This window comes from Mesorhizobium sp., from assembly GCF_004962245.1.
GTDB lineage: Bacteria > Pseudomonadota > Alphaproteobacteria > Rhizobiales > Rhizobiaceae > Mesorhizobium.
Map to the genome: position 1 here is coordinate 74000 of NZ_SUHQ01000018.1, position 26278 is coordinate 100277.

At 62.8% G+C, this 26278-nt stretch carries 23 protein-coding genes and 1 pseudogene; 18 read left to right on the forward strand and 6 right to left on the reverse strand.

Going from position 1 to position 26278, the window contains the following annotated elements; genetic code table 11:
• The first annotated feature begins 226 nt into the window (after positions 1–226).
• The 7 genes from E5X88_RS19865 (at position 227) to E5X88_RS19895 (ending at position 9667) form a co-directional block, all read left to right on the forward strand.
• Entirely contained in the window at positions 227–1315 is a 1089-nt protein-coding gene (locus E5X88_RS19865) for a hypothetical protein (protein ID WP_292164266.1), read from the forward strand.
• Positions 1316–1453: 138 nt separating this feature from the next.
• Positions 1454–2599 carry a hypothetical protein gene (locus E5X88_RS19870; RefSeq protein ID WP_292164268.1) on the forward strand — a complete coding sequence of 382 codons (1146 nt, stop codon included), beginning with the start codon at positions 1454–1456 and terminating at the stop codon, positions 2597–2599.
• A 24-nt stretch (positions 2600–2623) separates the two neighbouring features.
• Entirely contained in the window at positions 2624–4534 is a 1911-nt protein-coding gene (locus tag E5X88_RS19875) for an ATP-binding protein (protein ID WP_292164269.1), read from the forward strand.
• 180 nt (positions 4535–4714) lie between these two features.
• Positions 4715–6019 (forward strand): DUF6638 family protein, encoded by a 1305-nt coding sequence (locus E5X88_RS19880; protein WP_292164270.1) that lies wholly within the window; start codon positions 4715–4717, stop codon positions 6017–6019.
• 34 nt (positions 6020–6053) lie between these two features.
• Complete coding sequence (locus E5X88_RS19885; RefSeq protein ID WP_292164271.1) at positions 6054–7196, forward strand: DUF2333 family protein; 1143 nt, start codon at positions 6054–6056, stop codon at positions 7194–7196.
• A gap of 79 nt (positions 7197–7275) precedes the next feature.
• Entirely contained in the window at positions 7276–7671 is a 396-nt protein-coding gene (locus E5X88_RS19890) for an ester cyclase (RefSeq protein WP_292164272.1), read from the forward strand.
• 316 nt (positions 7672–7987) lie between these two features.
• A complete protein-coding gene (locus tag E5X88_RS19895; RefSeq protein WP_292164274.1) occupies positions 7988–9667 on the forward strand; it encodes a formate--tetrahydrofolate ligase in 1680 nt (559 codons plus the stop codon).
• A 65-nt stretch (positions 9668–9732) separates the two neighbouring features.
• Here E5X88_RS19895 and E5X88_RS19900 read toward each other — a convergent pair whose 3' ends face one another.
• A complete protein-coding gene (locus E5X88_RS19900) occupies positions 9733–10374 on the reverse strand; it encodes a cysteine hydrolase family protein (RefSeq protein ID WP_292164275.1) in 642 nt (213 codons plus the stop codon).
• Between the two features lie 127 nt (positions 10375–10501).
• On the opposite strand from E5X88_RS19900, the gene E5X88_RS19905 reads away from it, so the two are divergent.
• Complete coding sequence (locus tag E5X88_RS19905; RefSeq protein WP_292164277.1) at positions 10502–11488, forward strand: helix-turn-helix domain-containing protein; 987 nt, start codon at positions 10502–10504, stop codon at positions 11486–11488.
• Positions 11489–11497: 9 nt separating this feature from the next.
• Here E5X88_RS19905 and E5X88_RS19910 read toward each other — a convergent pair whose 3' ends face one another.
• Positions 11498–12055 (reverse strand): sugar O-acetyltransferase, encoded by a 558-nt coding sequence (locus tag E5X88_RS19910; RefSeq protein ID WP_292164279.1) that lies wholly within the window; start codon positions 12053–12055, stop codon positions 11498–11500.
• A 161-nt stretch (positions 12056–12216) separates the two neighbouring features.
• Between E5X88_RS19910 and E5X88_RS19915 the strand changes: the two genes are divergently transcribed.
• The 5 genes from E5X88_RS19915 to E5X88_RS19935 all read left to right on the forward strand — a co-directional run bounded on the left by E5X88_RS19915 (position 12217) and on the right by E5X88_RS19935 (position 18655).
• Complete coding sequence (locus E5X88_RS19915; protein WP_292164280.1) at positions 12217–12678, forward strand: DUF4126 domain-containing protein; 462 nt, start codon at positions 12217–12219, stop codon at positions 12676–12678.
• On the forward strand, positions 12675–14051 hold the full coding sequence (locus E5X88_RS19920) for an FAD-containing oxidoreductase (protein WP_292164282.1): 1377 nt from the start codon (positions 12675–12677) through the stop codon (positions 14049–14051). Before E5X88_RS19915 ends, E5X88_RS19920 begins: the two co-directional genes overlap by 4 nt.
• 112 nt (positions 14052–14163) lie before the next feature.
• The gene (locus E5X88_RS19925; protein ID WP_292164284.1) at positions 14164–15252 is read left to right on the forward strand and encodes a succinylglutamate desuccinylase/aspartoacylase family protein; all 1089 of its coding nucleotides are present in this window, start codon (positions 14164–14166) and stop codon (positions 15250–15252) included.
• A 260-nt stretch (positions 15253–15512) separates the two neighbouring features.
• The gene (locus E5X88_RS19930; RefSeq protein WP_292164285.1) at positions 15513–17702 is read left to right on the forward strand and encodes an anthranilate synthase; all 2190 of its coding nucleotides are present in this window, start codon (positions 15513–15515) and stop codon (positions 17700–17702) included.
• 5 nt (positions 17703–17707) lie between these two features.
• Entirely contained in the window at positions 17708–18655 is a 948-nt protein-coding gene (locus tag E5X88_RS19935) for a cation diffusion facilitator family transporter (RefSeq protein ID WP_292164287.1), read from the forward strand.
• A 24-nt stretch (positions 18656–18679) separates the two neighbouring features.
• On the opposite strand, the pseudogene E5X88_RS19940 reads toward E5X88_RS19935, so the two are convergent.
• From E5X88_RS19940 to E5X88_RS19950, 3 genes and pseudogenes are all read right to left on the reverse strand, one after another.
• Positions 18680–19065, reverse strand: a pseudogene (locus E5X88_RS19940) (type II toxin-antitoxin system VapC family toxin).
• Positions 19062–19307, reverse strand: a complete 246-nt coding sequence (gene vapB / locus E5X88_RS19945) for an antitoxin (protein ID WP_292164289.1) — start codon at positions 19305–19307, stop codon at positions 19062–19064. Before vapB ends, E5X88_RS19940 begins: the two are co-directional and overlap by 4 nt.
• Positions 19308–19353: 46 nt before the next feature.
• Positions 19354–20433 carry a hypothetical protein gene (locus E5X88_RS19950; RefSeq protein WP_292164291.1) on the reverse strand — a complete coding sequence of 360 codons (1080 nt, stop codon included), beginning with the start codon at positions 20431–20433 and terminating at the stop codon, positions 19354–19356.
• 97 nt (positions 20434–20530) lie between these two features.
• Here E5X88_RS19950 and E5X88_RS19955 point away from each other — a divergent pair, with 97 nt between their 5' ends.
• The 5 genes from E5X88_RS19955 to E5X88_RS19975 all read left to right on the forward strand — a co-directional run bounded on the left by E5X88_RS19955 (position 20531) and on the right by E5X88_RS19975 (position 25623).
• Positions 20531–20968: a DsrE family protein gene (locus E5X88_RS19955; protein ID WP_292164293.1), complete on the forward strand. Its 438-nt coding sequence runs from the start codon at positions 20531–20533 to the stop codon at positions 20966–20968.
• Between the two features lie 69 nt (positions 20969–21037).
• Positions 21038–21838, forward strand: coding sequence for an SDR family oxidoreductase (locus E5X88_RS19960; RefSeq protein ID WP_292164294.1), 801 nt, complete (start codon positions 21038–21040; stop codon positions 21836–21838).
• 46 nt (positions 21839–21884) lie between these two features.
• Entirely contained in the window at positions 21885–22193 is a 309-nt protein-coding gene (locus tag E5X88_RS19965; protein WP_292164296.1) for a putative quinol monooxygenase, read from the forward strand.
• Positions 22194–22264: 71 nt separating this feature from the next.
• Positions 22265–23353, forward strand: coding sequence for an AbrB family transcriptional regulator (locus E5X88_RS19970; protein ID WP_292164298.1), 1089 nt, complete (start codon positions 22265–22267; stop codon positions 23351–23353).
• A 173-nt stretch (positions 23354–23526) separates the two neighbouring features.
• Positions 23527–25623 carry a TonB-dependent siderophore receptor gene (locus E5X88_RS19975; protein WP_292164299.1) on the forward strand — a complete coding sequence of 699 codons (2097 nt, stop codon included), beginning with the start codon at positions 23527–23529 and terminating at the stop codon, positions 25621–25623.
• 9 nt (positions 25624–25632) lie between these two features.
• Here E5X88_RS19975 and E5X88_RS19980 read toward each other — a convergent pair whose 3' ends face one another.
• The gene (locus E5X88_RS19980) at positions 25633–25836 is read right to left on the reverse strand and encodes a helix-turn-helix domain-containing protein (RefSeq protein WP_292164300.1); all 204 of its coding nucleotides are present in this window, start codon (positions 25834–25836) and stop codon (positions 25633–25635) included.
• Positions 25837–26278 lie beyond the last annotated feature (442 nt).

The following is a 26278-nucleotide window of genomic DNA, read 5'->3' on the forward strand; positions in this document are numbered from 1 at the left end:
GGAAGAACGCAGGTAGCTTCAACTTGACAGGTGACGGCAGTTATGCTAGGAATTTATTCATGGTGCTGATTGCGCCAATGACCCGCCGCCGAGGCGGGTTTTTTTGTGCCAGGTTTCGGCGCCATCCTCACACGGCTCCTAATCTTCCGCCTTCCCTTCCCCCCATGCCACACATATATTCGCGGCGGTTCGCGACACGAAACTGATGCCGAAGCGGGAGGCCCCTATGGCGACATTGCAGAATTTCGATGCCGAAATTGCCAAGACCAAGCAGGTGGTGCAGGACATGCGCACGAAGATCGAGCAGTCCGGCACGGTGCTCGACACGCTCGCCAAGGCCGACAAGAAGATTGGCGACGCCAATTTCGACATCGAGAGCGCCCGCATCGAGGATGTGCTGAAGCAGCAAAAGGTGATGGAAGGCAATATCGCCGACCTGATCATCGGGCTGGAGGACGCCACCAACGTCTTCGGCGCCGAATTCGAAAGCATGAAGAACTACACCGGCTGGGAAAGCTTCGTCGGTATATTCTCCGACCAGAGCAAGCAACGCATGCGCACCGACCGCGTCCGCAACATGTCGCTGGCCGGCAATCTGCAGGAGCTGCTGGCGAAGTCCGACACCATCGTCGGCATCCTCAAGGCGCAGAAAGAGGTCCTCGACCAGCGCTACAAGACGTCCGAGGCCAGCCTCTCGCAGGTGATCGAACGCCGCAAGACGACCATGTCCAATCTCGAGACCGTGCAGAGGCGCATCGAGGAGCTCAACCCGATGCTGCTCGACATCGAGAACAAGATCGCGGCCTCGACCAGCCAGAAGGATCGCACGCAGCTTGAAGGCGAGCGTTCGAAACTGGCCACCGAATACAACGAGAAGCAGGCCAAGGAGCAGGAACTTTTGGCCGAAAGCCAGACGCTGGAGCGCTACACCTCGATGTTCCAGACCTTTGTCGATTCGCTCAACAACCAGATCGCGGCGCAGTCGACGTTGATCAACAAGCTGACCATCGATACCGAGCAGCGCATCGTCCTCTACAAGGCCCTGGAAGACTCGCTGAAGACCGCCGCCCAGCAGGACGTCGCCCACAAGATCAACACGCTGGGCAGCCAGGTCGACAACACCGCCGAGGAGACCATGGCCGGCATCGGCGCGGCCTCGCAGAAGCATATCGGCGACCTCCTCGAAATGCACGAGAAGAACATGGTGGCGACAGCCGACATCCAGCGCCGCAAGAAGCTGGCCGACGATGCCTTTGCCCGCCGCTTCGATGAGGTGCTGAAGAAGCACAATGCGGCAAACTACGTGCAGTCGTAATTGCCGCACCAATGCATGGCGCCCAAAAGCGCGCAGCGGTTTGGGATAACGACATGTACAAGAACAAGAATTTAAAGCGCGTCGCACGGACCCCTTCAAACGCGGCGCGCTTTAGCATCGCTCCTTAAGGCTTGCTGCATGACCCCTGAAAACGAAGCGGCGGCGCGCTATTTCTCGGCGATCTCGGCGGCACTCAGCGGCCTCGAAGTGTTCATGCGCGACGACCGCTCGCCGCTCTACCGGCACGGCATCGTTGCCAAGATCGTCGCTGAATACATTGCGCGGCTCGACAAGTCCTTTTCCTGCTGGCGCAATCGGCTGGGCTTCATGGAGACGTTCCGCATTTCGCGCGCCGAAAGCGGCTTTCCGGTCTTCCAGAACGTGCTCGAGCTGGAGAACGACCGCCGCCAGGCCGATACGCGGCTTGCCAACATACCGCTGGCCGGCGAGTTGCGCGAGGAAATGGCCGACTTCATCCTGCGCCACAAGGAATTCCCCGAGGCGCTGCAGAAATCGATGGCCGAGCGGCTCTATCTGGAGGGCGTCAGGAGCGAGACGACCTTCGGGCCCTTCACATTGGCGCAGACGGCAAAAGTCTCGGTCAATCCGAAGACGGGGCGGCCTTACTACCTCGTCCATTGGGCCGCCTTCGACGGCAGCGCCAACCTGCCGCTGGTCTACATGGTGACGGTCGAGGATTCCTCCGAAGAGATGATCGAGCAGCTTGTCGACCGCAATGGCAAGCTCAACGACAAGGTCGACATTCCACTTCCCGTTGAAGGGCTGCTCAATCCCGAGCTTGCCCACCGCTTCGACGACTTCACCGAGAAGAATTCCGCCTACACGCTGTCGCCGGCGACGATCGCCGTCAACCTCGACAAGGATTTCGAGCCGCTCCACCCCAAGCAACTGCGCCGCGTCGTGCTCGGCCCCTTCTATTCGGCCGGGATCACCGACAACAATTCGACGGTAAGCGACGTGCTGGCCAAGGTGCGCAAGCCGGAAAATGCCTGGCTGCTGACCTGGACCGTCCAGGAGGTCTATTCGAAGGCCGAGAAACCCGGCCGCAAGGGTCTGTTTTCGAGCGAGAAGACGACGCAGGAATTCTTCATCAACACCGACGATCTGGAGGCCGCGCGCCAGGGCGTGTCGAGCTACGAGAACCACGCGCTGATCCCGCATGAGGCCTATCAGGCGCTCTACGCCGCCGGCGAGGCGCAGAAGATCTTTTCGGGCTACAAGGTCCATATCCTGTCCAAAGGACAGGTCATCAGTGACGTCTGACCGTCAAACCGCGGAGCATCCTTCATGGACACCGGCCTGACCACCATTTCGGAAGCCGCAATCGAAAAGCATCGCGCCACCGCGCAGAGCTTCATCACCCGCATCGTCGTGCTGGAAGACCCATCACGTGAATCCGGCACCGCACTGGCCGGCACCAACCGCCGCTTCGTCTCGACCGTCTCGGTCGGCTCGGTGCGGCGCACGCGCGAGGTCGAGCTTGCGAAGACAGTGGCCGCCGTCCATCCCGACGACCAGCTGCTGAGCATTGCGCAGCACATGCTGCTGTTTCGCACCCGGCGCGGGCTGGCGATTGCGCTGGCCATATCGGATGTCTTCGCCGAAGGTTCGGACCTCGAAAGCCTGCAGGCGAGGAACGCCCGCGCCCCGCTCGAAGGCGACGATGCCGCCACCTTCAAGAAGCTTTTGTCGGCTTCGGCCTACATTTCGGCCTTCAGCCTCGCCTCCTACCTGTACCAGCTGATCGACAGCGACGGCGAGGCGCCGAACGACACGCCCGAGCCGGACTTTTTGTTCGATACGCCGCAGGATGCGGTGAAGTCGATCGTGGCCGGCCTCGACAGGGCGATATCAGGCTCGGCGGACGACGCCGACCTGATGACCAGGGCGCGCGCCTTCGCCCGTGTCGCCATCGACGGGCTTTTGGCGCGAAAGGGCCGCTTCGACGGCATCGGTCCGTTCGAGAACGCGCATATCCGCATCGACGTCGACGACTTCACCCTCGACGGCTTCGACGTCGCACCGGGCAAGCGGTCGAAACCGTTGGTGATGACCTTCAAGAAGCCGGAAGAGGTCGTCGGCAACCACATCGCCAAGTACCAGTCGGTCAAGCTCGCCAAGATGCTGATGGCTTACGACTTCGAGCGTGAGCTGAACCCCTTCGTCGAGCTCGGCGGCTTCCTGTTCACCTTCATCGGCGACGGCGCGCCCGGCACCGGCAAGACGACGCTGATCCAGATGATCGCCGGCCTCGTCAACGGTTATTGCCAGGTCGCCGGCTATCCCTTCGCCTACGAGAATTTCGGCGTCGACCAGATCTCCTCCTACCAGGGCAAGTCGGGCCAGAACTGCCGCCAGTTCATCAACAATGTCTTGAACCCGCGCGTCATCGGCTTCGGCACCATCGACGACATCGACCAGGTGGCGGCGCGCCGCTCCGACGATCGCGCCTCGGCCGGCCAGCAGGAAATCACCGGCGTCCTGATGGATGCGTTCGCGGGTGCCGGCACCGTGGTGCGCGGCAACTGCTCCTTCGGCATGTTTTCCAACTATCCCGAAAACGTCGACGACGCGCTGCGCCAGCGCGCCGGCGCCCGCTGGCTGGTCGATGGGCCACAAACGCGCGACGACTATATCGACATCTTCGTGCTGCTCGCCGGCAAGAACCACAAGATCCCGCTCGGCGACCACAAGCTCTACGCCGCCCAGGAAATCCAGCGCGCGGTGATGGAGGCCTATGAAGAGCACGAGAAGCCGCAGGAAGACGGGCTCATGCGGGTCTATGAGCGCTACATGAAAGAGAACGGCGCACCGAAGTCGATGGCCGACATCGGCACCTATTTGCACATGATCAAGGATGCCGAACCTCGCTTCACCGGCCGCGCCATCAAGAACGTCACCGACGCGATCAAGATGCGCGCCATGGACATCGAGCTGCCGGACGAATGGTTCGAGAAGCCGGAAGTCTTCATGCACAAGGGCTACGATGACAAGAAGGCGATGATCGAGGAACTGCGCGGGCCGTTCTCGATGGACATGGTCATGCAGGAGGTCAACCGCTACGCCGACTCGGAGTTCCGCTACTCCGACAAGTCCGACGACGCGGCGGTGACCAAGATGATCCGCGACACCCGCCTGCGCGACCGCGCGGTGCGCGAGATCGAGGAGATGAAGAAGAAGGGTCTGTGGAATGCGTGAGATGCGCCGACGCCCCCTTCTCCCCTTGGGGGAGAAGGTGTCGCCGAAGGCGGCGGATGAGGGGTATTCGTCAAGCTGGAACACCCGTCACTCTTACCTTCTCCCCGTGAAGGACGGGGAGAGCGGGGCGTCAGCGTTGGAGCTCGCTCCTTCAATGCAAAATCCTCTGGGACCGCGTGCATGAGCCCCGCCAGGAAATCCGAGCTGCTGCGCGAGAATGAGCTGATCTACGGCCGGCTGCTGACCGTCGACGAGCCGCATCTCATCCAGCGCTACAACAAGGCTATGGTCGCCTTTGGCCTGAAGCCGACGAAGCTGAAAAGCTTCGAGATCGACCGCACCGGCTTCTCGCCGCAGGTCGCCGAGGAATGCGGCGACTACAACTATCTCGACCCCAACGAGATCAACCGCCGCTTCATCATCCTGACGCCGTCGCAGATCGACCTGCCGGTGGTGCACACCGCCTTTTCCAACACCTCGCAACTGATGTTCGAGTTCATGTCGAAGAACCAGCGCGCCATCGACGCGCTGACCATCAAGGATGTCATCTACGGCGAGATCGAGGATTCGGTCCCCAAGGTCGACGACATCGAGGATCTGCTGTCGATCAACCAGGTCGAGTTCAAGGTGCTGTCGGCGGAGGACGTGCTCGGCAAGGCCGCCGAACTCGGCAAGCTCGTCGACCGGCTGAAGCAGGAGCCGGACGCCTGGCGCGACAACGCCATGCTCAGCCGCATGGTGGAGCTGGCCAAGATCTGCGGCGACATCCGCGAGAACGCGCTGGTGCCGGATCAGGTGATCTTTCGCCACAGCGCCTACTGGACCAGCCATTTCGGTGGGCTCTACGTGTTCGTCGACCCGGACATGACGACCGTGATCAGCGACCCGGCAGCACCCGGCTTCCGCCGCTCGCGACCGTGGCAGGTAAGCTACCTCTCGATCAATGATGCCGACAGGGTGTTCAAGTTCCTCGCTGCCACCGGCCGCATCGAGCTGCCGCGTGCCTCATGGATCGAAACGTCAGGCTATCTCGAACATCGCGCCGAAATGGTGGTGCGCGCGCTGATCCGCGATGCCGAGCCCGACCGCAATCTGACCGACGTCGACAAGGTCTGGCTGCAGACCTGGATCCACGGCCATGCCGACCTGATCACTAGGGACGGCAATTTTCCCTTTCTCAACGCCGCCAAGCGCGAGATCGCTCACCTCGGCCATCTCAAGATCGAGGACGTGTTCCCGCAGCAGCGTTTCCTGGTGATCCGGGCCAAGCCCGACCATCACGACGCCTGGCTGACCAACCAGCTGATCTCGGATTTCGTGCCGCAGGATTTCGTCTCGCGCTACGTCTTCAACAAACCGGGCTTCTACAGGGACTATGGCAGCTTCAGCGACGCCTGGCGATCGCATGTTGTGGACGTTCTGAAAACCACATATCTGAAGGACAAGGCGGCGTTTCGCACACGCCTCTACGGCCTGACTGATTGAATGACCGACTGATTGACGAGGGGGTGACATCGCCATGCTTGATCCGATCGTGAATTTCTTCACCTGGATTTTCCAGTGGATCGGCCGCGGCATCGGTTTCGTCATCGGCGTGATCCTGTGGCCGTTCATGTGGGCCGGGCGCTGGTACACGCAGCGCGGCTGGATCCTGAAGGCGGTGCTCGGCCTCGCACTGCTCGTGCTGATCGGGCTCTACGGCTATTTCATCTGGAACACGCAGGTCTGGAGCAATTTCAATCCCGCGTATGCGGAGGCATATAATTTCACGCAGCCGGCCGGAACCGCCCCGGCACAGCCCGCGCCTCCTGCCACCGGGGAAGCCGCCGGCGTCGAGGGAGAGGTCAAAACCTGCACCAACTCGGCCATTGTCCAGGTCGCGGCCGATCTCATCGATTTCAACGTCAACGAGAACGCATGGATCTCGTCGATGATACTCTACAAGCTCGGGCTCTTCGGTATGGACTGGGACCACACGCCGTTCATGGACAACAAGGCCTCCTTCCAGCGCGGGGTCAATCAGGCCATCCGGCGCACCACGATCGAGCTTGTCGACACGCTGGGCCGCGTCCGCGGCACCAGCCAGATCGACCAGAACCTGCAGGATGCGCGCGGCGCGATCACCTTCGACGAGGAAACCTGGTATTTCGGCCTCAGGCCCTTTGGTCCGAAAACCCCGACGCCGAGCTTCTATCGCACGGCGGCGACCAGCCTCCGCGCCTTCAACGACCGGCTCATGAAATGCGAGACCGCCTTCAACGCGCGCGCCGACAATCTGATGCAGTTCGTCGACCGGATCGCGAGCGACATAGGCTCGACGTCGGACATGATCCGCGATCGTTCGCAGAACTTCAACAGCGGCTGGTTCGACACGCGCGCTGACGACCGCTTCTGGTTCGCCTACGGCCAGCTCTACGGCTATTACGGCATCCTGACGGCGGCGCGTCATGACTTCCAGCAGGTCATCGACAATCGCGGCCTCACACCGCTGTGGAACAACGTGGAAAGCCAGCTCAAGGCAGCGCTCGCCATCCAGCCTTTCATAATCTCCAACGGCCGCGAGGATGGCTGGATCATGCCCACCCACCTCACCACGATGGGATTCTATGTGCTAAGGGTACGATCGAACCTCGTCGAGGTCAGGTCCGTTCTGGATCGGTGAACGAAGCGATTAGTGAAAGGCGGAACCTGATCGCCTCGTCGTCGTTCAACCGTCTGGGCGTGGCCAGCGAGGACACGAGATGGATATCCGGGAAGTTGCTCGAAACTTCTATGCCACGATCGACACGCAAGAATGGGACAAGCTGGCCGGTCTGGTCTCTCCAGATCTCGCCGTTCATCTCGGCAGCGCCAACCCGATCGGCTTCGATGACTGGCGGAAATCCCTGGCCGAATTCTTTGTCGGATTCCCGGACGGACATCACGTCATCGACGACTATGTCAGCGACGCCGACAAGGTGGTGACGCGCTGCCGCTTTGAGGGCACGCACACCGGCATCTTCCACGGCGTCGAACCGAGCGGAAACCGCGTCTCGGTTGGCGTGATCCACATCGATCGGCTTGAGAACGGCGTCGTGGTCGAACATTTCGGCCAACTTGACGGCCTGGGGCTGCTGCGCCAGATCGGCGCCTATTAGCGCGACCGCTCGAAGCGCCGACCGGCGCTTGAACCCTGTCGCATTCCGTGCATTCCGCGGCTGTTTTGAGACGGCAAAACGGCGCGTGCTCTGGCTTCTATACGGCGCGACAACCGGGCGCAAAGACCCGGGACAGGTCGACCGGGAAACAGAGCCGTCTTTCTTCATAGGAAACATAGTTGCATGCAAGTTGACGCCACGGCAGCGACAGGGTTAGAACGTGCCTTCGCCTGCAGTGCCGGGCTGTTTCGAACAGGCTTGCGACCACACTGATCAAACCCGTCCCCTCCACCGTCCAATCCAGAGGAAATCCGCCATGGCCGAAGTGAAGTCCGACATCGAGATCGCGCGCGCCGCCGACAAGAAGCAGATCCAGGAGATCGGCCGCAAGATCGGCATTCCGAGCGAGCACCTTTTGCCCTACGGCCACGACAAGGCGAAGATCTCGGCCGAGTTCATCAACTCGGTGAAGGCAAACAAGGACGGCAAGCTGATCCTCGTCACCGCCATCAACCCGACGCCGGCCGGCGAAGGCAAGACGACAACGACGGTGGGCCTCGGCGACGGTCTTAACCGCATTGGCAAAAAGGCGATCGTCTGCATCCGCGAGGCCTCGCTTGGCCCCAATTTCGGCATCAAGGGCGGTGCCGCCGGCGGCGGCTATGCGCAGGTCGTGCCGATGGAGGACATGAACCTCCACTTCACGGGCGATTTCCATGCCATCACCACGGCGCATAATCTGCTTTCGGCGCTGATCGACAACCACATCTACTGGGGCAACGACCTCGGCATCGACATCCGCCGCGTCGTCTGGCGCCGCGTCATGGACATGAACGACCGGGCGCTGCGCGAGATCATCTGCTCGCTCGGCGGCGTCGCCAACGGCTTTCCGCGCGAAGGAGGCTTCGACATCACCGTCGCCTCGGAAGTCATGGCGATCCTGTGCCTCGCCACCGACCTGAAGGACCTGGAAAAGCGCCTCGGCGACATCATCGTCGCCTATCGCCGCGACAAGTCGGCCGTCTATGCCCGCGACCTCAAGGCCGACGGCGCCATGGCCGTGCTGTTGAAGGACGCCATGCAGCCCAACCTCGTGCAGACGCTGGAGAACAACCCGGCCTTCGTCCATGGCGGCCCCTTCGCCAACATCGCGCATGGCTGCAATTCGGTCGTCGCCACCACGACGGCGCTGAAGCTCGCCGACTATGTCGTCACCGAAGCCGGTTTCGGCGCCGATCTCGGCGCGGAAAAGTTTTTCGACATCAAGTGCCGCAAGGCCGGCCTGAAGCCGGCGGCAGCCGTCATCGTCGCCACCGTGCGCGCCATGAAGATGAACGGCGGCGTCAAGAAGGAAGACCTCGGCCACGAGAACGTCGAGGCGGTCAAGAAGGGCTGCGCCAATCTCGGCCGTCACATCGAGAACATCCGCCAGTTCGGCGTGCCGGCCGTGGTTGCCATCAATCATTTCTATTCCGACACCGACGCTGAAATCCAGGCGATGAAGGACTATGTCGCTTCGATGGGCGAAGAGGCGATCCTGTGCAAGCACTGGGCCAACGGCTCGGCCGGCATCGAGGACCTCGCCAACAAGGTGGTGGCGCTGGCCGAATCCGGCGCGTCGCAGTTCGCCCCGCTCTATCCCGACGCCATGCCGCTGTTCGAGAAGATCAACACCATCGTCCAGCGCATCTATCGCGGTTCCGAAGCGATCGCCGACAAGTCGGTGCGCGACCAGCTCCACGCCTGGGAGCGCGCCGGCTACGGCAATCTGCCGGTCTGCATGGCCAAGACGCAATATTCCTTCTCGACCGACCCGAATCTGCGCGGCGCGCCGACCGGCCACACCGTGCCGGTGCGCGAGGTCAGGCTGTCGGCCGGCGCCGGCTTCATCGTCGTCATCTGCGGCGAGGTCATGACCATGCCCGGCCTGCCCAAGGCGCCGTCCTCGGAAAAGATCTTCCTCAACGAGATGGGCCAGATCGAAGGTCTGTTCTGAGAATTTTGAGGATCCGGAAATGACAAAGGGCGCCGCAGCGCTGCGGCGCCCTTTGCTTTCCTTGCCTAAGCGGCGCTCCGTGCCAGCGCACGCTGGTTGGAAGCATAGATCGTGTCGCGTTCGGGCAGCGCGCCGGTCTTCAGGCAGTCGATCCATTCGGCGGTCTTGAGAACGGCGGCGAAGCGCGACTGCAGGATAACAGTCACCACGCGGTGGATGTCCTCGGCCGAAGCATAGCCGGCGCTGTTGGCATAGGGCACCGAGCCGGTGGCGTCGGACAGGAACTCCACGGCAAAACCCATATGGACGGCGTGGATGATGGTCGACAGATCGCAATTGTGCGTCATGTAGCCGACGATCGTGATCGTATCGATGGCGTTGGCGCGCAACCAGTCCTCGAGGTCCGTACCGGTGAAGGCGCTCGGCAAGGTCTTTTCGACATAATGATCACGGCTTCGCCTTGATATCTCGGGATGCAATTCGGCGCCGTGGCTGCCCTTGGCGAAAACCGGTGACGTTTCGGGAGCCAATTGCTTGATGACCACGACCTTGACGCCTGCCTCGGCGGCCGCGTCCATTGCTCGTGCCGCGTTGACCACGCTGTCGCGAAACGGCGGATACTGGATGGCGAGGTTGCCGCCGTCATAGTCGTTCTGGATGTCGACGACGATGAGGGCGCGGCGTGGTGCTTTGGCTGGCTCCGACATGGCGTTTTTCCTTTCCCGTTTGGCTTCGATTGGTCGAGGATAGCCCTGCCGCCAGATTGCAAAAGTGGCCCAATTGACATTATTCGAAAGAATTGGGACAATCAGCGCCTAGCCCTTTGGTGCTTCCATGGCCGATCCGATCGTTGCCGCCATCGCCTTCGATGGCATCAGTCCGTTCCACCTTTCCGTGCCATGCCTTGTGTTCGGCGAGGATCGCGCCGCACTTGGCCTGCCGCGCTTCGATTTCCGGGTCTGTGGGATCGAGAACGGACCGATCCGCACCGATGCCGGGCTGACCATAAGCGTTCCTCATGACCTCTCCATCCTCGATGACGCCGACATCGTCATCGTGCCAAGCTGGAAAGAGCTGGAGAATCCTCCCCCGGCCGCCCTGACCGAGACGCTGCATCGCGCGCATCGGCGCGGCGCGCTGATCGTCGGGCTCTGCCTCGGAACCTTCGCCATCGCCGCGACTGGCTTGCTTTCAGGCCGAAGGGCGACAACGCACTGGGCCTATACCGAACAGCTGCAGACGCTTTATCCCGACATCACCGTCGACGCGGACGTGCTTTACATCGACAATGGCGATGTCGTGACTTCGGCCGGCGTCGCCGCCGGACTTGACTGCTGTCTCCACATCGTACGGGCCCGGTATGGCGCGGAGGCAGCACTCCGGCTCGCCCGGCAGATCGTCCTGTCTCCCCATCGGCAAGGCGGGCAGGCGCAGTTCATAGAACGTCCCATCGCCAGGACCGGGAATGCGGACCGCTTCACACAGGCTCTCGACACGGTGCGCAAGACGCTGGGCGAGACGCACAGCCTGGACAGCGTCGCCGACGCCGCCGGCCTCACCCGCCGGACTTTCACGCGCCGCTTCCAAAAATCGATCGGCACCAGTTTCGGCGACTGGCTGATCGACCAGCGCGTCGCGCTGGCGCAGCGGCTGCTGGAAGCGACGGAGAAATCGATGGATATGGTCGCCTTCGAGGCCGGTTTCGGCAGCACCACCTCGCTGCGCCAGCATTTCGCGGCGCGGCTTAAAACCTCGCCGGTGCAGTATCGGCGCGAATTCTCGAAGAGCGCCGATCAGGACGCGCACGCCGCCTCGCGCTGATCTGGATGCTCAGCCGCGCTTCACCGGTCGCGCCGGGTTGCCGACCACCGTGGTGTTTGCCTCCACGTCGCGCGTTACCACGGCACCCGCGCCGACGATGGCGCCGTCGCCAATGCTGATCCCGCCGAGGATGACCGCGCTGCCGCCGATCCACGCGCCGTCGCCGATCTCGACCGGCTTGGCGATCTCCAGCCCCGCCTGTCGGCCCGCTGCCTCCTTGTGGTGCTCGGCGCAATATATCTGCACGTTGGGGCCGAGCAGCGTTCCCTTGCCGATGCGGACTGGCGCCGTATCGAGAATGGTGCAGCCTGCATTGAGGAAGACACCGTCGCCGAGAAAGAGATTGAAGCCATAGGCGCAGTGGAACGGCGCCTCGATCCGGGCGCCCTCGCCCGCAGCGCCGAGCAGCGACTTCAGCGCTGGTCCGATATCGCCACGTTGCCGGGGCGGCAGCGAATTATGCTCGAACACCGCGTCACGCGCGACGAGGCGTAGCGCCTCCAGTTCCGGGTCGAGGCAAGTGTACCACTCGCCCGCCGCCATTTTTGTGCGTTCGCTTCCGGCCATGGCGGCGCCTCCTGTCTTACCATGCTGTATCAACGTGGTGTCAAAGCACAGTCCATAAAAATCGGGTAACGCCAGAGATCACAGGCTCTGGTTAAATACCGCGCCTATGCTAGCCTGCTCCTGCAGGGTTGTCCTGAGCCCTGCTGTTGAGGGGATCAAGCATGCTGTACATTCTTGCGCTTCTGATTGGCGTCGTCGCCGGCCTTCGTGCCATGACCGCGCCCGCTGCCGTCGCCTGGGGCGCCTATCTCGGCTGGCTGCCGGTCGCTGGTACCTGGGCTGGTTTCATGGGGCACTGGATCGCCGTCGGCATCTTCACCATCCTGGCCATCGTCGAACTGGTCACCGACCAGTTGCCGTCGACGCCGAGCCGCAAGGTGCCGCAGCAGCTCGGCGCGCGCATCGTCATGGGCGCCTTCACCGGCGCGGTGATCGGCGCGACCGGCGGCGCCACCATCGGCGGCCTGATCGCCGGCGCCATCGGCGCGGTGATCGGCACGCTGGGCGGCGCCGAGCTACGCAAACGCCTGGCCGCTACCTTCGGCAAGGACCCGCCCGCCGCCTTCATCGAGGACGCAGTGGCAATCGTCGGCGGCCTTCTCATCGTGGCGGCCGTGGCATGACGGCAAAGACATTCGACGCCATCATCATCGGCGCCGGACAGGCCGGCCCGTCGCTCGCCGGCCGGCTGACGGCAGCCGGCATGAGCGTGGCGCTGATCGAACGGAAACTGGTCGGCGGCACCTGCGTCAACACCGGCTGCATGCCGACCAAGGCCATGGTGGCAAGCGCCTATGCCGCACATCTGGCCCGTCGCGCCGCCGACTACGGCGTGACGCTCTCCGGTCCGGTCGGCGTCGACTACAAGGCGATCAAGGCGCGCAAGGACAAGGTGTCGAACGACGCCCGCGGCAACCTCGAAAGCTGGATTGCCGGCATGGACAAATGCGCGCTCTATCGCGGCCATGCGCGCTTCGAATCGGCCAACAGCGTGCGTGTCGGCGCCGATCTGCTGAGCGCCGAGAAGATCTTCCTCAACACCGGCGGCCGCGCCTCGGTGCCCGACCTGCCCGGTGTCAACGACATTTCGTACCTGACCAATTCGTCGATGATGGATCTCGACGAGTTGCCGCGCCACCTCATAGTCGTCGGCGGCAGCTACATCTCGCTCGAATTCGCGCAGATGTTCCGCCGTTTCGGTTCAGAGGTCACGGTGATCGAAAAGAGCCCACGGCTGATCGGCCGCGAGGACGAGGATGTCTCAGCCGCCATCCTGTCCATTCTCGAAAACGAAGCCATCACCGTCCATCTCGGCGCCGACGACATACGCTTTGTCAAACATGGCAACGACATCGCCGTGACTTTCTCCGCCGGCAAGGCGGCGGCGGTCGGCTCGCATGTGCTGCTGGCAGTAGGCCGGACGCCCAACACCGACGATCTCGACCTCAACAGGGCCGGCGTCGAGGTCGACAAACGCGGCTTCATCGTCGTCGACGACCAATTGCGCGCCAGCGTGCCCGGCATCTGGGCGATGGGCGACTGCAACGGCAAGGGCGCCTTCACCCACACCTCCTACAACGACTACGAGATCGTTGCCGCCAATCTGCTCGACAACGATCAGCGCAAGGTGAGCGACCGCATCGAGGCCTATGCCCTCTATATCGATCCGCCGCTCGGCCGCTGCGGCATGACCGAAGCGGCGGTAAGAAAATCCGGCCGTCGCGCGCTTGTCGGCCAGCGGCCGATGACCCGCGTCGGCCGCGCCGTCGAGAAAGGCGAGACGCAAGGTTTCATGAAGATCCTGGTCGACGCCGACACCAAGGAAATCCTCGGCTGTTCGGTGCTCGGCCCCGGCGGCGACGAGGCGATACACTGCGTGCTCGACCTGATGTACGCCAAGGCGCCGATTAGCACGCTGGCGCGGGCGATGCATATCCATCCCAACGTCTCGGAACTCCTGCCCACCATCGCCCAGGAGCTGAAGCCGCTGGCATAGGCCGGGCGCAGGCCGGGCAACTCGTTGCGCCCATAGCCCCGCGGACTGGACCAATCGACAGCGTATTGGGGAAAGGGCATGTGTTCGGCCTCTTTTTCCTGGAGGCATTCCCATGCAGAAATCGATCGAGCGCATCGCCGGCGACACCGAGGGCGTTTCCTACGAATTCCCGGTGTTCCGCTTCGAAGGGTTCCGCTTCGAAGGAGCGGACAAGGCGGCACCGTCAGCCTATCTGCAGGCAGCGCTTCATGCCGGCGAACTGCCGGGCGTCGTTGCCATCGACGCGCTGGTGCCGATGCTTGAAAAGGCGGAGGCCGAAGGTCGCATCAAGGGCAATATCACCATCGTGCCCCAGGCCAATCCGATCGGCCGCGCCCAGTATCATTTCGGCGAGCATCAGGGCCGTTTCCACTTGGGCACGCGCACCAACTTCAACCGCGGCTTTCCGCTATTGGCCGCGCCGGACACGGCACTCTTGCCGGACACCACGCTTGGCACGGCCGACCAGCGGCTAAAGACCCGGCTGCTGCAATTGTCGATCGGCCACGACATCGTCCTTGACCTGCATTGCGACGACGAGGGCCTCGCCTATCTCTACGTCCACGCCAGCATGTGGCCGGCGATGGCCGATTGTGCGGCGGCCATGGCCGTCGATGCGGTGGTGCTGTGGGAAGAGGACACCGACGGCACTTTCGAAGGCGCCTCGATCATGCCGTATCTGAAGGCCCCGGCCGAAGTGGCGCGGTTTGACCGGCGCGTCGCCACCACGGTCGAGTATCGCGGCATACTCGATGTCGACGGCGCTCTCGCCGGCTCCGACGCCAAAGGGCTCTATCGGCTGCTGGTGGCGCGCGGTGTGATCCAGGATCAGGCCTCGCCCGCGCCCAGCGGCTTTACCGGCCCCAGCTCTTTTACCGGTATCGTCGCACCGCTCGAGAACATCGATATGATGCCGGCGCCCCGGGCGGGCGCGGTCCTTTACGACGTGAAACCCGGCGACCGTGTGGCAAAGGGCGCGCTGCTCGCCACCATCGTCCATGCGCCGGGCGAGGCCGGCGGCCGCACGCAGGTGTTCGCACCGCAGGCGGGTGTCATCCTGACACGGCGTTCCCGGCGCATCATCCGCGTCGGCGAGGACCTGCTGAAGCTGGTCGGAGACAAGAAGAGTGCCGATGCACGGTCGGGGACCCTGGAGGACTGAGACTCAAGCCCTTCCCTAGGCCCTTCGCCCCTCCCCTGGCCCTTCATTGAATCCAGTTGCGCGGCCGCTCAATCGCCGCTATTGGAATCGCCCATGAACATGCGCTCGATCAAGACCGTTTGGTGGTGGGCTCGCTGACAGCGGCCTGTTCGAACGCGTGCGCGTGAAAATAGAAGGTGGCCGCAACGGAATGTCCGGGCGGCCATTTGTTTTTCTAGGCATTCCCGGGTCCGTTGCCCAATACGCTGATGGAGACGGCAATGACGACGAAAATTCTGGAGAACGGGGCGGAGCGCTTCGTCACGGCCGGTGGCGTGGCGATTACCCGCGAGCGCCACGACCGGCCTTACGAAGGCGCGATCGACGCCTATATCGACGGCCTGAATGCGCGCCGTGGCGCCGTGTTTTCCTCGAATTACGAATATCCCGGCCGCTACACGCGCTGGGACACCGCCATCATCGACCCACCGCTGGTGATCTCGGCGCGCGGCCGCGCCATGCGCATCGAGGCGCTGAACAGCCGTGGCGAGGTGCTTTTGCCGGTGATCGGCAAGGCGCTCGGCGGGCTTGACGACGTGACGATCGCCGAGACGTCGAAGAGACTGATCCGCCTCGACGTGGCCGAGCCCAGCCGCGTCTTCACCGAAGAGGAACGCAGCCGCGTTCCCTCCGTCTTCACCGTCCTGCGCGCCATCACCGCCTTGTTCAGGACGGAGGAAGACGCCAATCTCGGGCTCTACGGCGCCTTCGGCTACGATCTCGCCTTCCAGTTCGACCCGGTCGACTACAAGCTCGAGCGCGAACGAAGCCAGCGCGATCTTGTGCTGTTCCTGCCCGACGAGATTTTGGTCGTCGACCACTATTCGACCAAGGCCTGGACCGACCGCTACGACTATTCGGGCGACGGGTTTTCGACGGAAGGCCTGCCGCGCGACGAAATCGTCGAGCCGTTCAAGACAGCCGACCGCATCCCGCCGCGCGGCGACCATGAGCCCGGCGAATATGCCAATCTGGTGCGCAAGGCGATGGAGAGTTTCAAACGCGGCGACCTGTTCGAAGTCGTGCCCGGCCAGATGTTCTACGAGCGCTGCGAGACGCCGCCCTCCGACATCTCCCGCAAGCTGAAGACCATCAACCCCTCACCCTATTCCTTCTTCATCAACCTCGGCGAAGGCGAATATCTGATCGGCGCCTCGCCCGAAATGTTCGTGCGCGTCAACGGCCGCCGAGTCGAGACCTGCCCGATCTCCGGCACGATCAAGCGCGGCGACGACGCCATTTCCGATAGCGAGCAGATCCTGAAGCTGCTCAATTCGAAGAAGGACGAATCCGAGCTGACCATGTGCTCGGACGTCGACCGCAACGACAAGTCGAGGGTCTGCGACCCGGGCTCTGTGCGCGTCATCGGCCGCCGTCAGATCGAGATGTATTCACGGCTGATCCACACCGTCGACCACATCGAGGGACGGCTGCGCGAAGGCATGGACGCCTTCGACGCGTTCCTGTCGCATGCCTGGGCGGTCACCGTCACCGGCGCGCCGAAATTATGGGCCATGCGCTTCATCGAACAGAACGAGAAGAGCCCGCGCGCCTGGTATGGCGGAGCGATCGGCATGGTCAATTTCAACGGCGACATGAACACCGGCCTGACGCTTCGCACCATTCGCATCAAGGACGGCATCGCCGAGGTGCGCGCCGGCGCCACGCTGCTCTTCGACAGTATTCCCGAGGAAGAAGAAGCTGAAACCGAACTGAAGGCATCCGCCATGCTCTCCGCCATCCGCGACGCCAAATCAGGCAATACCGCCGAAACCGAACGCAGCACCGCGCGCGTCGGCGACGGCGTCAACATCCTGCTGGTCGACCATGAAGACTCCTTCGTCCACACGCTGGCCAACTATTTCCGCCAGACCGGCGCCAATGTCTCGACCGTGCGCACACCTGTGCCGGACGAGGTCTTCGACCGGCTGAAGCCAAACCTGGTCGTGCTGTCGCCCGGCCCCGGCACGCCGAAGGACTTCGACTGCGCTGCCACCATCAAACGGGCCCGCGCGCGCGACCTGCCGATCTTCGGCGTCTGCCTCGGCCTGCAGGCGCTGGCCGAAGCCTATGGCGGGGAACTGCGCCAACTGCACGTGCCGATGCATGGCAAGCCGTCGCGCATCCGCGTGTCGAAGCCGGGCATCATCTTTTCCGGCCTGCCCAAGGAGGTGACGGTCGGCCGCTATCACTCGATCTTCGCCGATCCGGTGCGCTTGCCCGACGACTTCATCGTCACGGCCGAGACGGAAGAAGGTGTCATCATGGCCTTCGAGCACCGCAAGGAGCCGATCGCCGCGGTGCAGTTCCATCCGGAATCGATCATGACGCTCGGCCACAATGCCGGCATGCGCATCATCGAGAACATCGTTGCGCATCTGCCGCGCAAGGCCAGCGAGAAGGCGGCTTAGCCACCATGGCCGAAACGGAAAACAGGACAGCGACCGCAGCAAACGCGGCCGCCAAGCGCAAGATCGCGCGCCTCGCCTTCTGGTCGATCGTCATCGCCTTCCTGGTAATGGGACTGAAGTTTGTTGCCTGGCGGATCACCGGCTCTGTCGCCCTCTATTCCGACGCGCTGGAATCCATCGTCAACGTCATCACCGCGACCGCCGCTCTCTGGGCGATCCGCATCAGCCATAAACCGGCCGACAGCGACCACCCGTTCGGTCATCACAAGGCCGAGTATTTCTCCGCGGTACTTGAGGGTGTGCTGATCGTCGTGGCAGCGCTGCTGATCATAGCCAAGGTGTGGCAGTCGCTGCAGAACCCGGCACCGCTCGAACAGCCTTGGGAAGGCTTGACGATTAACGCCGTCGCGGCTCTCGTCAACGCAATATGGGCTTTCCTGCTGATCCGCAACGGCCGCGCCAAACGTTCGCCGGCGCTGGTCGCCGACGGCCAGCACATCATGACCGACGTGCTGACTTCGGTCGGTGTCATCGTGGGCCTTGTCGCCGCAGTGATGACCGGCTGGCAAATCCTCGACCCGTTGCTTGCGCTCCTCGTAGCGGTGAACATTCTCTACCAGGGCTGGAAGCTTACTGGAGAATCGCTAAGCGGCCTCATGGACCGCGCCGTCGACACGCGGGAACACATGCACATCCGCGACATCATCTCGGCCAATTGCAAGGGGGCGCTGGAGGTCCATGATTTGAAGACGCGCATCGCCGGCCGCGCCACCTTCATCGAATTCCACCTGGTCGTCGACGCCGATATGTCGGTTGGCGCCAGCCACGTCATCTGTGACCGCATCGAGGACGCGCTGAAGGCAGAAATCCCCTCGGTTCGCGTCACCATCCATGTCGAGCCCGACGATGAGGCAAAGCTGCCCAAGGGCACAACGGCCGTGCCGTTCGCGTGAGGCGATTCACCAAGTTGAGGCGATTCACCAAGTCTCGATTGTGAGGTTTTTGATCCGCTCGAATTCCCGTACATTGCGGGTTATTAGCGTGAGGTGCCGGGCACGCGCCTGCCCACCAATCAGCGCATCATAGGGACCAATCGGGGTCCCGACGTTGCAAGCGTTGCCCGAATCTCGCCGGCATGCCTTGCATCTTCCCGATCGAATTCGAGTACCGGGAACCGGAGCGCTTCGATGCGCGCCAGATTGTCGGCCTTTCGCCGGCTCTTTTGAGCACCGTAGTAGAATTCGTGCACGACAATGGCCGAAAGTGCGAAATCCTGCGGCCTGTGTGGCTTGAGCCGCGCCTGCAGATCTGCGTCGCCTTTCATGATCGCGATGACGGCATTGGTATCGAGCAGATAGATCACTTGAAAACGTCATCCAAAGCGGGCCGGTCCTGCTCAGCTGGACGTTCCAGTGCTGCCTCGGCGAAATCATCGTCGAGCGGGCCTATCACCTGGTCGAGCCAGGCCCAGTCCTCCGCGAGCGGTTCGAGAATTATACTCTGGCCATGGCGGCGAATCGAAACCTCATCGGTTTCGAAACGGAATTCCTTTGGCAGCCGCACCGCCTGCGAGCGGCCTGACCAGAACGCCTTCGCTTTTTCCATCGTACCAATCCCCTCAACGGTATATGGCAAAGATATATACCATCTCTCAAGGCGCGCAGGCGGATTGCGGCATCGGCTCCAGGCGATAGACCTTGTCGTCGGACATGGTCTTGCCCTCTGCCGCCTTCGAGCACAGGTCGACGATCGGCACGCTGCTGTTGGGGTTGGCCAGCATCATCGTGCCGTTGACGCCGCGACGCAGATAGATCTCCCTGGTCGCCATATCGCAGGCAAAGTCGCTCGTCTTCGCGCTCGCCACACAGCGCCACTGGTCCGCTTCGCCTTCACAACTGTAGCTCTGAGCGACCTCAGCAGCGTTCTGGCGCGTTGTGACGGAGACGGCAATGTCGGCGCCGTTTGGCCAGTTTTCCGGATCGCCGTCCGTGGCGAAGGAGGCCAGCTCGATCGGGCCCCGGAAAACCCGGATGGTCCGGGTGAGCTGATCGGGATGCGAGTCAAGATGCGCGGCATCATAGTCGCGCCCGTAGCAGAAGGGCTGGTCCGGCTTCAGCCGTTCGCGCAGTGGCGCTCCCAGTGCCGGGTCGATCGGATCGATGCGCGCGAATTCGGCCTTGCAGGCCTCCGCCGGCATGCGGTCGAGCCGAAAGCCGTCATCCTCGGTGCCGAGTGCCTGCCTGGCATATTCCTTTTCGCCCAGCTCTTCCTCGGCGCCGGCATCGAGATAAAGGTCTCGCTGCACGCCGGAGACGATCAACCGGCCTTTTTCATCGACGTTCAGTGAGGCCATGGTGCGGTCGCATTCCATGCCGCAGTGGATCTCGCTCGACTGCGGATCGCCCTTGCCGCACCAACCGCCGACCCATTCGGGCTTCTTGGCGCCGCGCACCGTCGTGGCCATGAAGCCGGTGTAGCCGGACGGACCGCTGCTCGGCTCCTCGTTCGGGTGGCTGACCGGATCGTCGCCATAGTGGAAGAAGATCCGCGCCACCTTCTGGTGCGGATGCGCCTTCAGATGCGCGGCATCGTAAACACGCCCGAAACAGGCATCCTTGCCGTCCGGACTGAGTTCGGTGAGCTTGCCTGCATCGTCGGCGAACGCCGTGCCGGCGAGTGCGGCAAGCAAGGCGACACCAAGTCCGCTGCCCATAATGGTCTTCGAAATCATGTGCCCCTCCTCGCCCGACAGGACGTGGCTCCAATTTATGCTAGGATCGAGGTCGAGGCCACGCCATTTGCGAAACCGGCAACAGGAGGAGGAAATCATGCGGCGCCGCGACATTTTTCGCGTGGCTCTTGCCGGAGCCACCGGCCTTTTCGGACTGCGCCAGGTCCGGGCAGCGGCCGTGGAAGAGGAAAGGCAAAAGGTCGCCTATCACCTCAGCGACCTCGACAAGGTCGGCTTCGTGCTGGGCAACATCAAGAACCACTATGACGGCACCGGCGGCAAGGTCGACATCGTACTGGTCGTGCATGGCCCGGCACTCACCGCTTTCAAGTCGAAGAGCGCGTCCGCTGCCATCTCCAGCCGTTTCTCCAGTCTGGTTCGCGACGGGCTGACCCCGCACGCTTGCGCCAATACCATGCATGGCATGGATGTTGCGCTCACCGATCTGCTCGATGGCTTCCATGCCGCCGAGACCGGTGGCGTCGTCAAGCTCGCCGAATTGCAGCGCCAGGGCTACGCGTATTTGCGGCCCTGAGCCCTTTGGACTTGAACATGAGGGCGGCGAGCCCCTACGAAGAGCAGATAGGGTCCCGGAGGTATAAACGTGCCAACCACTACAACCAGCCTTGTCACTCCCACCCTGGTCATCCCCGACCTCGCCGGCAAGGCGGTGCTGATCACCGGTGCTTCGACCGGCATCGGGGCGGCACTTGCACTGGCCTACGCCGCACAGAAATGCCGCGTCGCGCTGCATTACAACTCAAGTCGGGCGGCTGCCGAAAACCTGGCCGGGACCATCCGTAACGGCGGCGGCGAGGTATTCCTCGTCCAGGGCGATTTCTCGATCTCCGCCGATGTCGAGCGCGTCGTCGAGGACAGTGCGCAGCACTTCGGCCGGCTCGACGGCCTGGTCAACAATGCCGGCGGCATGCTTGGGCGCGTGCCCTATGCCGAGCAGACCGAGGCGCATTACGACGCGGTGATGGACCTCAACGCCCGCTCCGTGCTGACTGCCTCGCGCAAGGCGATGCCATGGCTGAAGCGCCAGGGCGGCTTCATCGTCAACACCTCGTCGATCGCGGCGCGCAATGGCGCCGGCGGCGGCGCCGGCCTTTACGGCTCGGCCAAGGCCTTCGTCTCCAATGTGACCCGCGGCATGGCCAAGGAACTGATCGGCTTCAACATCCGCGTCAACGCGGTGGCGCCGGGCACCATCGCGACACCTTTCCATGAGCGCTATTCCACCGACGAGCAGATGAAGGCCATGGTGGCCACCATTCCGCAGGGCCGCGCCGGCACGCCCGAAGACTGCGTCGGCGCCTATCTGTTCCTCTCCTCCGCTCTCTTGAGCGGTTACATCACCGGCCAGGTGATCGAGGTGAATGGTGGCCAGTTGATGCCGTGAGCGGCGGCCTGCATACTTGTCGCGGAAGCCAACGGAGAAAACCGCAATGTACGGTCTGATCGGCAAGATGCGAGCGACGCGCGGCCAGCGCGACGCGATCATGGATGTCCTGCTTGCCAGCACCGGCGCCATGCCTGGTTGCCTGAGTTACATCATCGCCACCGATCCGGCTGACGCCGACGCGATCTGGGTGACCGAGGTGTGGACCGACCAGGCAAGCCATAAGGCTTCGCTGCAACTGCCGGAAGTCCAGGCAGCGATCGCGAAGGCACAGCCGATCATCGCCGGCTTCGAATTCCAGGTCGAGACCCAGCCCGTAGGCGGCTTCGGCCTGCCCGCCGCCAAGACCGGCTGACGCCTGAGAGCGGACGCATTTTTCGCCGCCGCGGGGTTCGCATCTCCCCTCTTCGGGTCTAAGAGCGAAGAATGGACTCCTTGCCAGACCAGCCGACCGTCGAACGTATGGCCCGAATACACAAGAGCTGGCAGTGGCTGGCCCTGCTGGTTTTCTCGATCCTCTTCGCCGGCGCGCTGGAATTCGCCGCTCTGCCGGCCGCGCTGCTGATCGGACCGATGCTGGCGGCGATCCTGGCCGGCACCAACGGCGCCACAGTGCGCGTGCCGCGCCCTTTGTTCGGCGCCGCCCAGGCGATCGTCGGCTGCCTTGTCGCCGCTTCGATCTCCGCCGATATCTTTCCGGTCTTTTACAAGGAATGGCCGCTGTTCCTCGGCACAGTTGTGGCGACTGTCGCGGCATCCAGCCTGCTCGGCTGGCTGATCAGCCGCTGGCGTATCCTGCCCGGCACCACTGCGGTCTGGGGCTCTTCGCCGGGCGCGGCCACCGCCATGGTGCTGATGGCCGGTGCTTTCGGAGCCGACCAGCGCCTCGTCGCCTTCATGCAATATCTGCGCGTCATCTTCGTCTCGATGACAGCGGCCATCGTCGCAAAATTGTGGGTCGACACTTCAGGCATCGAGATCCCGGCCATCATCTGGTTCCCGCCGATCGACCCGCAAGGCTTTGCGGCAACGGTCGGCGTGGCGCTTGTCGGCAGCCTTATCGGGAAGCTGCTCAGGCTTCCGTCGCCCTTCTTCCTCGGCACCTTCATCTTCGGCACCGCGGTCCATCTCGGACTAGGCGTGACGATGCAGTTGCCGCCCTGGCTGCTCGCGCTCGGCTATACGATGATCGGCTGGACCATCGGCCTGAATTTCACCAGGGCAATTCTGCGCCACGCGACAAGGGCGCTGCCGCAGATCGTCGGCTCGATCATCATCCTCATCGCCTTCTGCGGCGGGCTCGGCTTCATGATCAGCCATCTGCTCGGCATCGATCCGCTGACCGCCTATCTGGCGACCAGCCCCGGCGGCATGGACAGCGTCGCCATCATCGCCGCCGCCGCGCAGCACGTCGACATCTCCTTCGTCATGGCGCTGCAATCGGCACGCTTCCTCATCGTGCTGCTGGTCGGGCCGAGCGTGGCGCGGCTGGTGGCGCGAAGTCTGAGGGAGTAAGGACCTGCCGCATTTCCCCCTGTATTCGTAGCCGGCTTCACGGAAACCGGACGCGTTTTGCTGCCCGGTGACAACACCGGCCAGCCGGAACGCAAGCTGAAAAAATACTTGACTAAAATACTCAAATTTGAGAGCTCGTGACCGCAATCCTGTATGAGAGTGGAGACGAGTTGATGCGGAGACGACCGACGGCATGGCGCTTGGGGCTAACATTCAGCGCTGCGATGCTCGGCCAGTCCGAGCCGGCTCACGCCCAGGACGGCGGAGACATCACCGTCCTCGATAAAATATTGGTAGACGCCGAGAGCGACGAGATTCTGGTGCAAGATGGCTATGTCGCCAAGAAGGACCGCATCGGCACCAAGATCGACACACCGATTGCCAGGATTCCGCAGGCCGTTTCGGTGGTGACGCAAAAGCAGATCGAGGACCAGAAGCCGCGTACGCTGAATGAGTCGCTCAATTACACGGCCAGTGCCAATCCCAACAGTTTCGGCTTCGATACCCGCTACGATGCGTTCTTCCTGCGCGGCTTCCAGGCCTTCTATAATGGCATGTTCCGCGATGGGCTGCGCCAGTACAACGGGGCTTCGGCATGGTTCAAGACGGAGCCTTACGGCATCGAGGGCGTCACCATCCTGAAAGGCCCGGCTTCATCCCTTTATGGCGTCAGCGGTCCGGGCGGCATCGTCAACGTCGTCACCAAACGCCCCAAGGAAGAGCAGTACCGCGAAGTCGAAATGCTCATGGGCGAGCACAATCGCTTCCAAGCCGGGCTTGACGCATCCGGGCCGGTGAACGAGGACGGCAGCATCCTCTATCGCTTCACCAGCCTCGGCCGCAACAGCGATACCGACCTGCCCTTCTATCCCGACGACAAGATCTATCTGGCGCCGGCGGTCACCTTCAAGCCGGACGAGGACACCAAGCTGACCATCCTCGGTGAATATTCGAAATCCGTCACCGGCGGCACGGCTGCATTCTACAATTCAGGCGGCACTCTGACGAACCTCTACGAGGGCGATCCCGCCTGGAACGACTTCGACCAGACCCAGGGCCGCATCGGCTACGAGTTCGAGCACCGTTTCAACGACGTGCTGACGGTGCGGCAGAACCTTCGCTATAACGCCGTGGACAGCGACATCGAATATAGCGGTCATTATCCGAGCGGCCCGGATCTGCTGCGCTACTGGGGCCACTATACCGAGAACATGAAGAACTTCGTCGTCGACAACATGGCGCAGTTCGAGTTCGACACCGGTCCGGTCAGGCACACGGCGGTAGCCGGCGTCGACTACGCCTGGTCCGACTATGACGCCGGCAGCGGCTTGTCCTACGTCTCCGTCGACGACATCAAGGCCGCTCCGGTCCCCTATGCCGGCGGGCAGGAGATGAACCAGGTTGGCGTCTATCTGCACGACCAGATGGAGTGGAACGACTTCACCCTGTTCGCCAGCGGTCGCTGCGACTGGGTTGACACCACCTCCACCGCGGCCGACTTCACTCAGTCCGAGCAGGACGACAGCGCTTTCTCCGGCCGGCTCGGCCTGTCCTATCAGACCGAATCGGGCTTAACGCCCTACGTCAACTATTCGACGTCGTTCTCGCCCAACATCGGTTTCGTCTATGACGACATCGATAGCGACATTACCCGCGTCGCCCGTCCGACCATCGCGACGCAGAAGGAAATCGGCGTCAAATACGAGATTCCCGACCACAACGCGACCGTCAGCGCCGCCCTGTTCGACATCGATCAAAAGGACGGTGTCGTGTTCGACGCCTCGACCGGTATCAACAAGCAGCGCCAGCTCGACCTGAACTCGCGCGGCATCGAGCTGGAAGCCAGCGCCTCCCTCGACAACGGCTTCAGCTTCATTGCCTCCTACACCTATCTGCGGGTGAAAATCGAACGCGGCGCTGAAGGAACCGTGGGCAAGGAACTGTCGGCGACGCCAAATCACATCCTGTCGCTCTGGGGACACTACCAGTTCGAAAACGGCACGCTGGAGGGGCTGGGGCTTGGCACAGGCGTTCGCGTCGCCAGCAGCAGCTACGGCGATGACACCAACACCTTCAAGAACGATGCACGCGCCTTCGTCGACGCTTCGCTCTCCTACGATTTCGGCTACCGCAACCCCAAGCTCGAAGGCGTGAAGCTGCAGGTCAATGCCAAGAACCTGTTCGACAATCAGAAGACCATCTGTTCGGCCGGCTATTGCTACCGCGACGAAGGCCGCTCGCTGTTCGCCAGCTTGCGCTACCGCTTCTGATCTCCCTCGTCACCGGCAGCAGTCCGGCGGTGCAGGCCTCGCGCCCAAACGCCGGTCGGGCAACCCAGCTTCCCCAGCCTCTTCGTAACGGTCGCGGTAGCGGCGAAATTGCCGCTCCGACATGCCCAGCAACTCACCTGCCTCCATCATCGAAAGATCGCCGCCGTTCCAGCGGCTCAAAACGTCTTCTGCATTCTCCGGTCCTGTAGCCATGCTGTCCGTTTCATCCCAGCCTCCATTGGCTGGCGATAGAACCGGACAACTCATGTGCTACCTAATCCGGACAACTCATCCGCTTACGACACCAGAACGCAGCCCACTTGCCTCGCTTTGGCTGCTCCTGTATGAGAACCGCCATGAACACGCGCGCCACCTCCGTCGCTTCCCGTCAGACCGGCTTTGCCGGCGAGACCTCGCGCGCGCTTGCTTCCGCCCTGCTGCTTCTCGGCCTTATCGGCGATCGCCGGGTTCGCTGAAGGAGCGCCCGGCGGTCGAACCGCCGCTCACGCGCATGCTCCTTGGCAAGTCACATCAAGCGAATGAATATCTGGTAGAGGCGCCGCTCGGCACCAAATCCGCTGAAGGCGGATCCCGCGAGCCGCCGGGAGAGACGACAATGAACGCACGAGAAGACATCCGTCCAAATGGCGGGGAA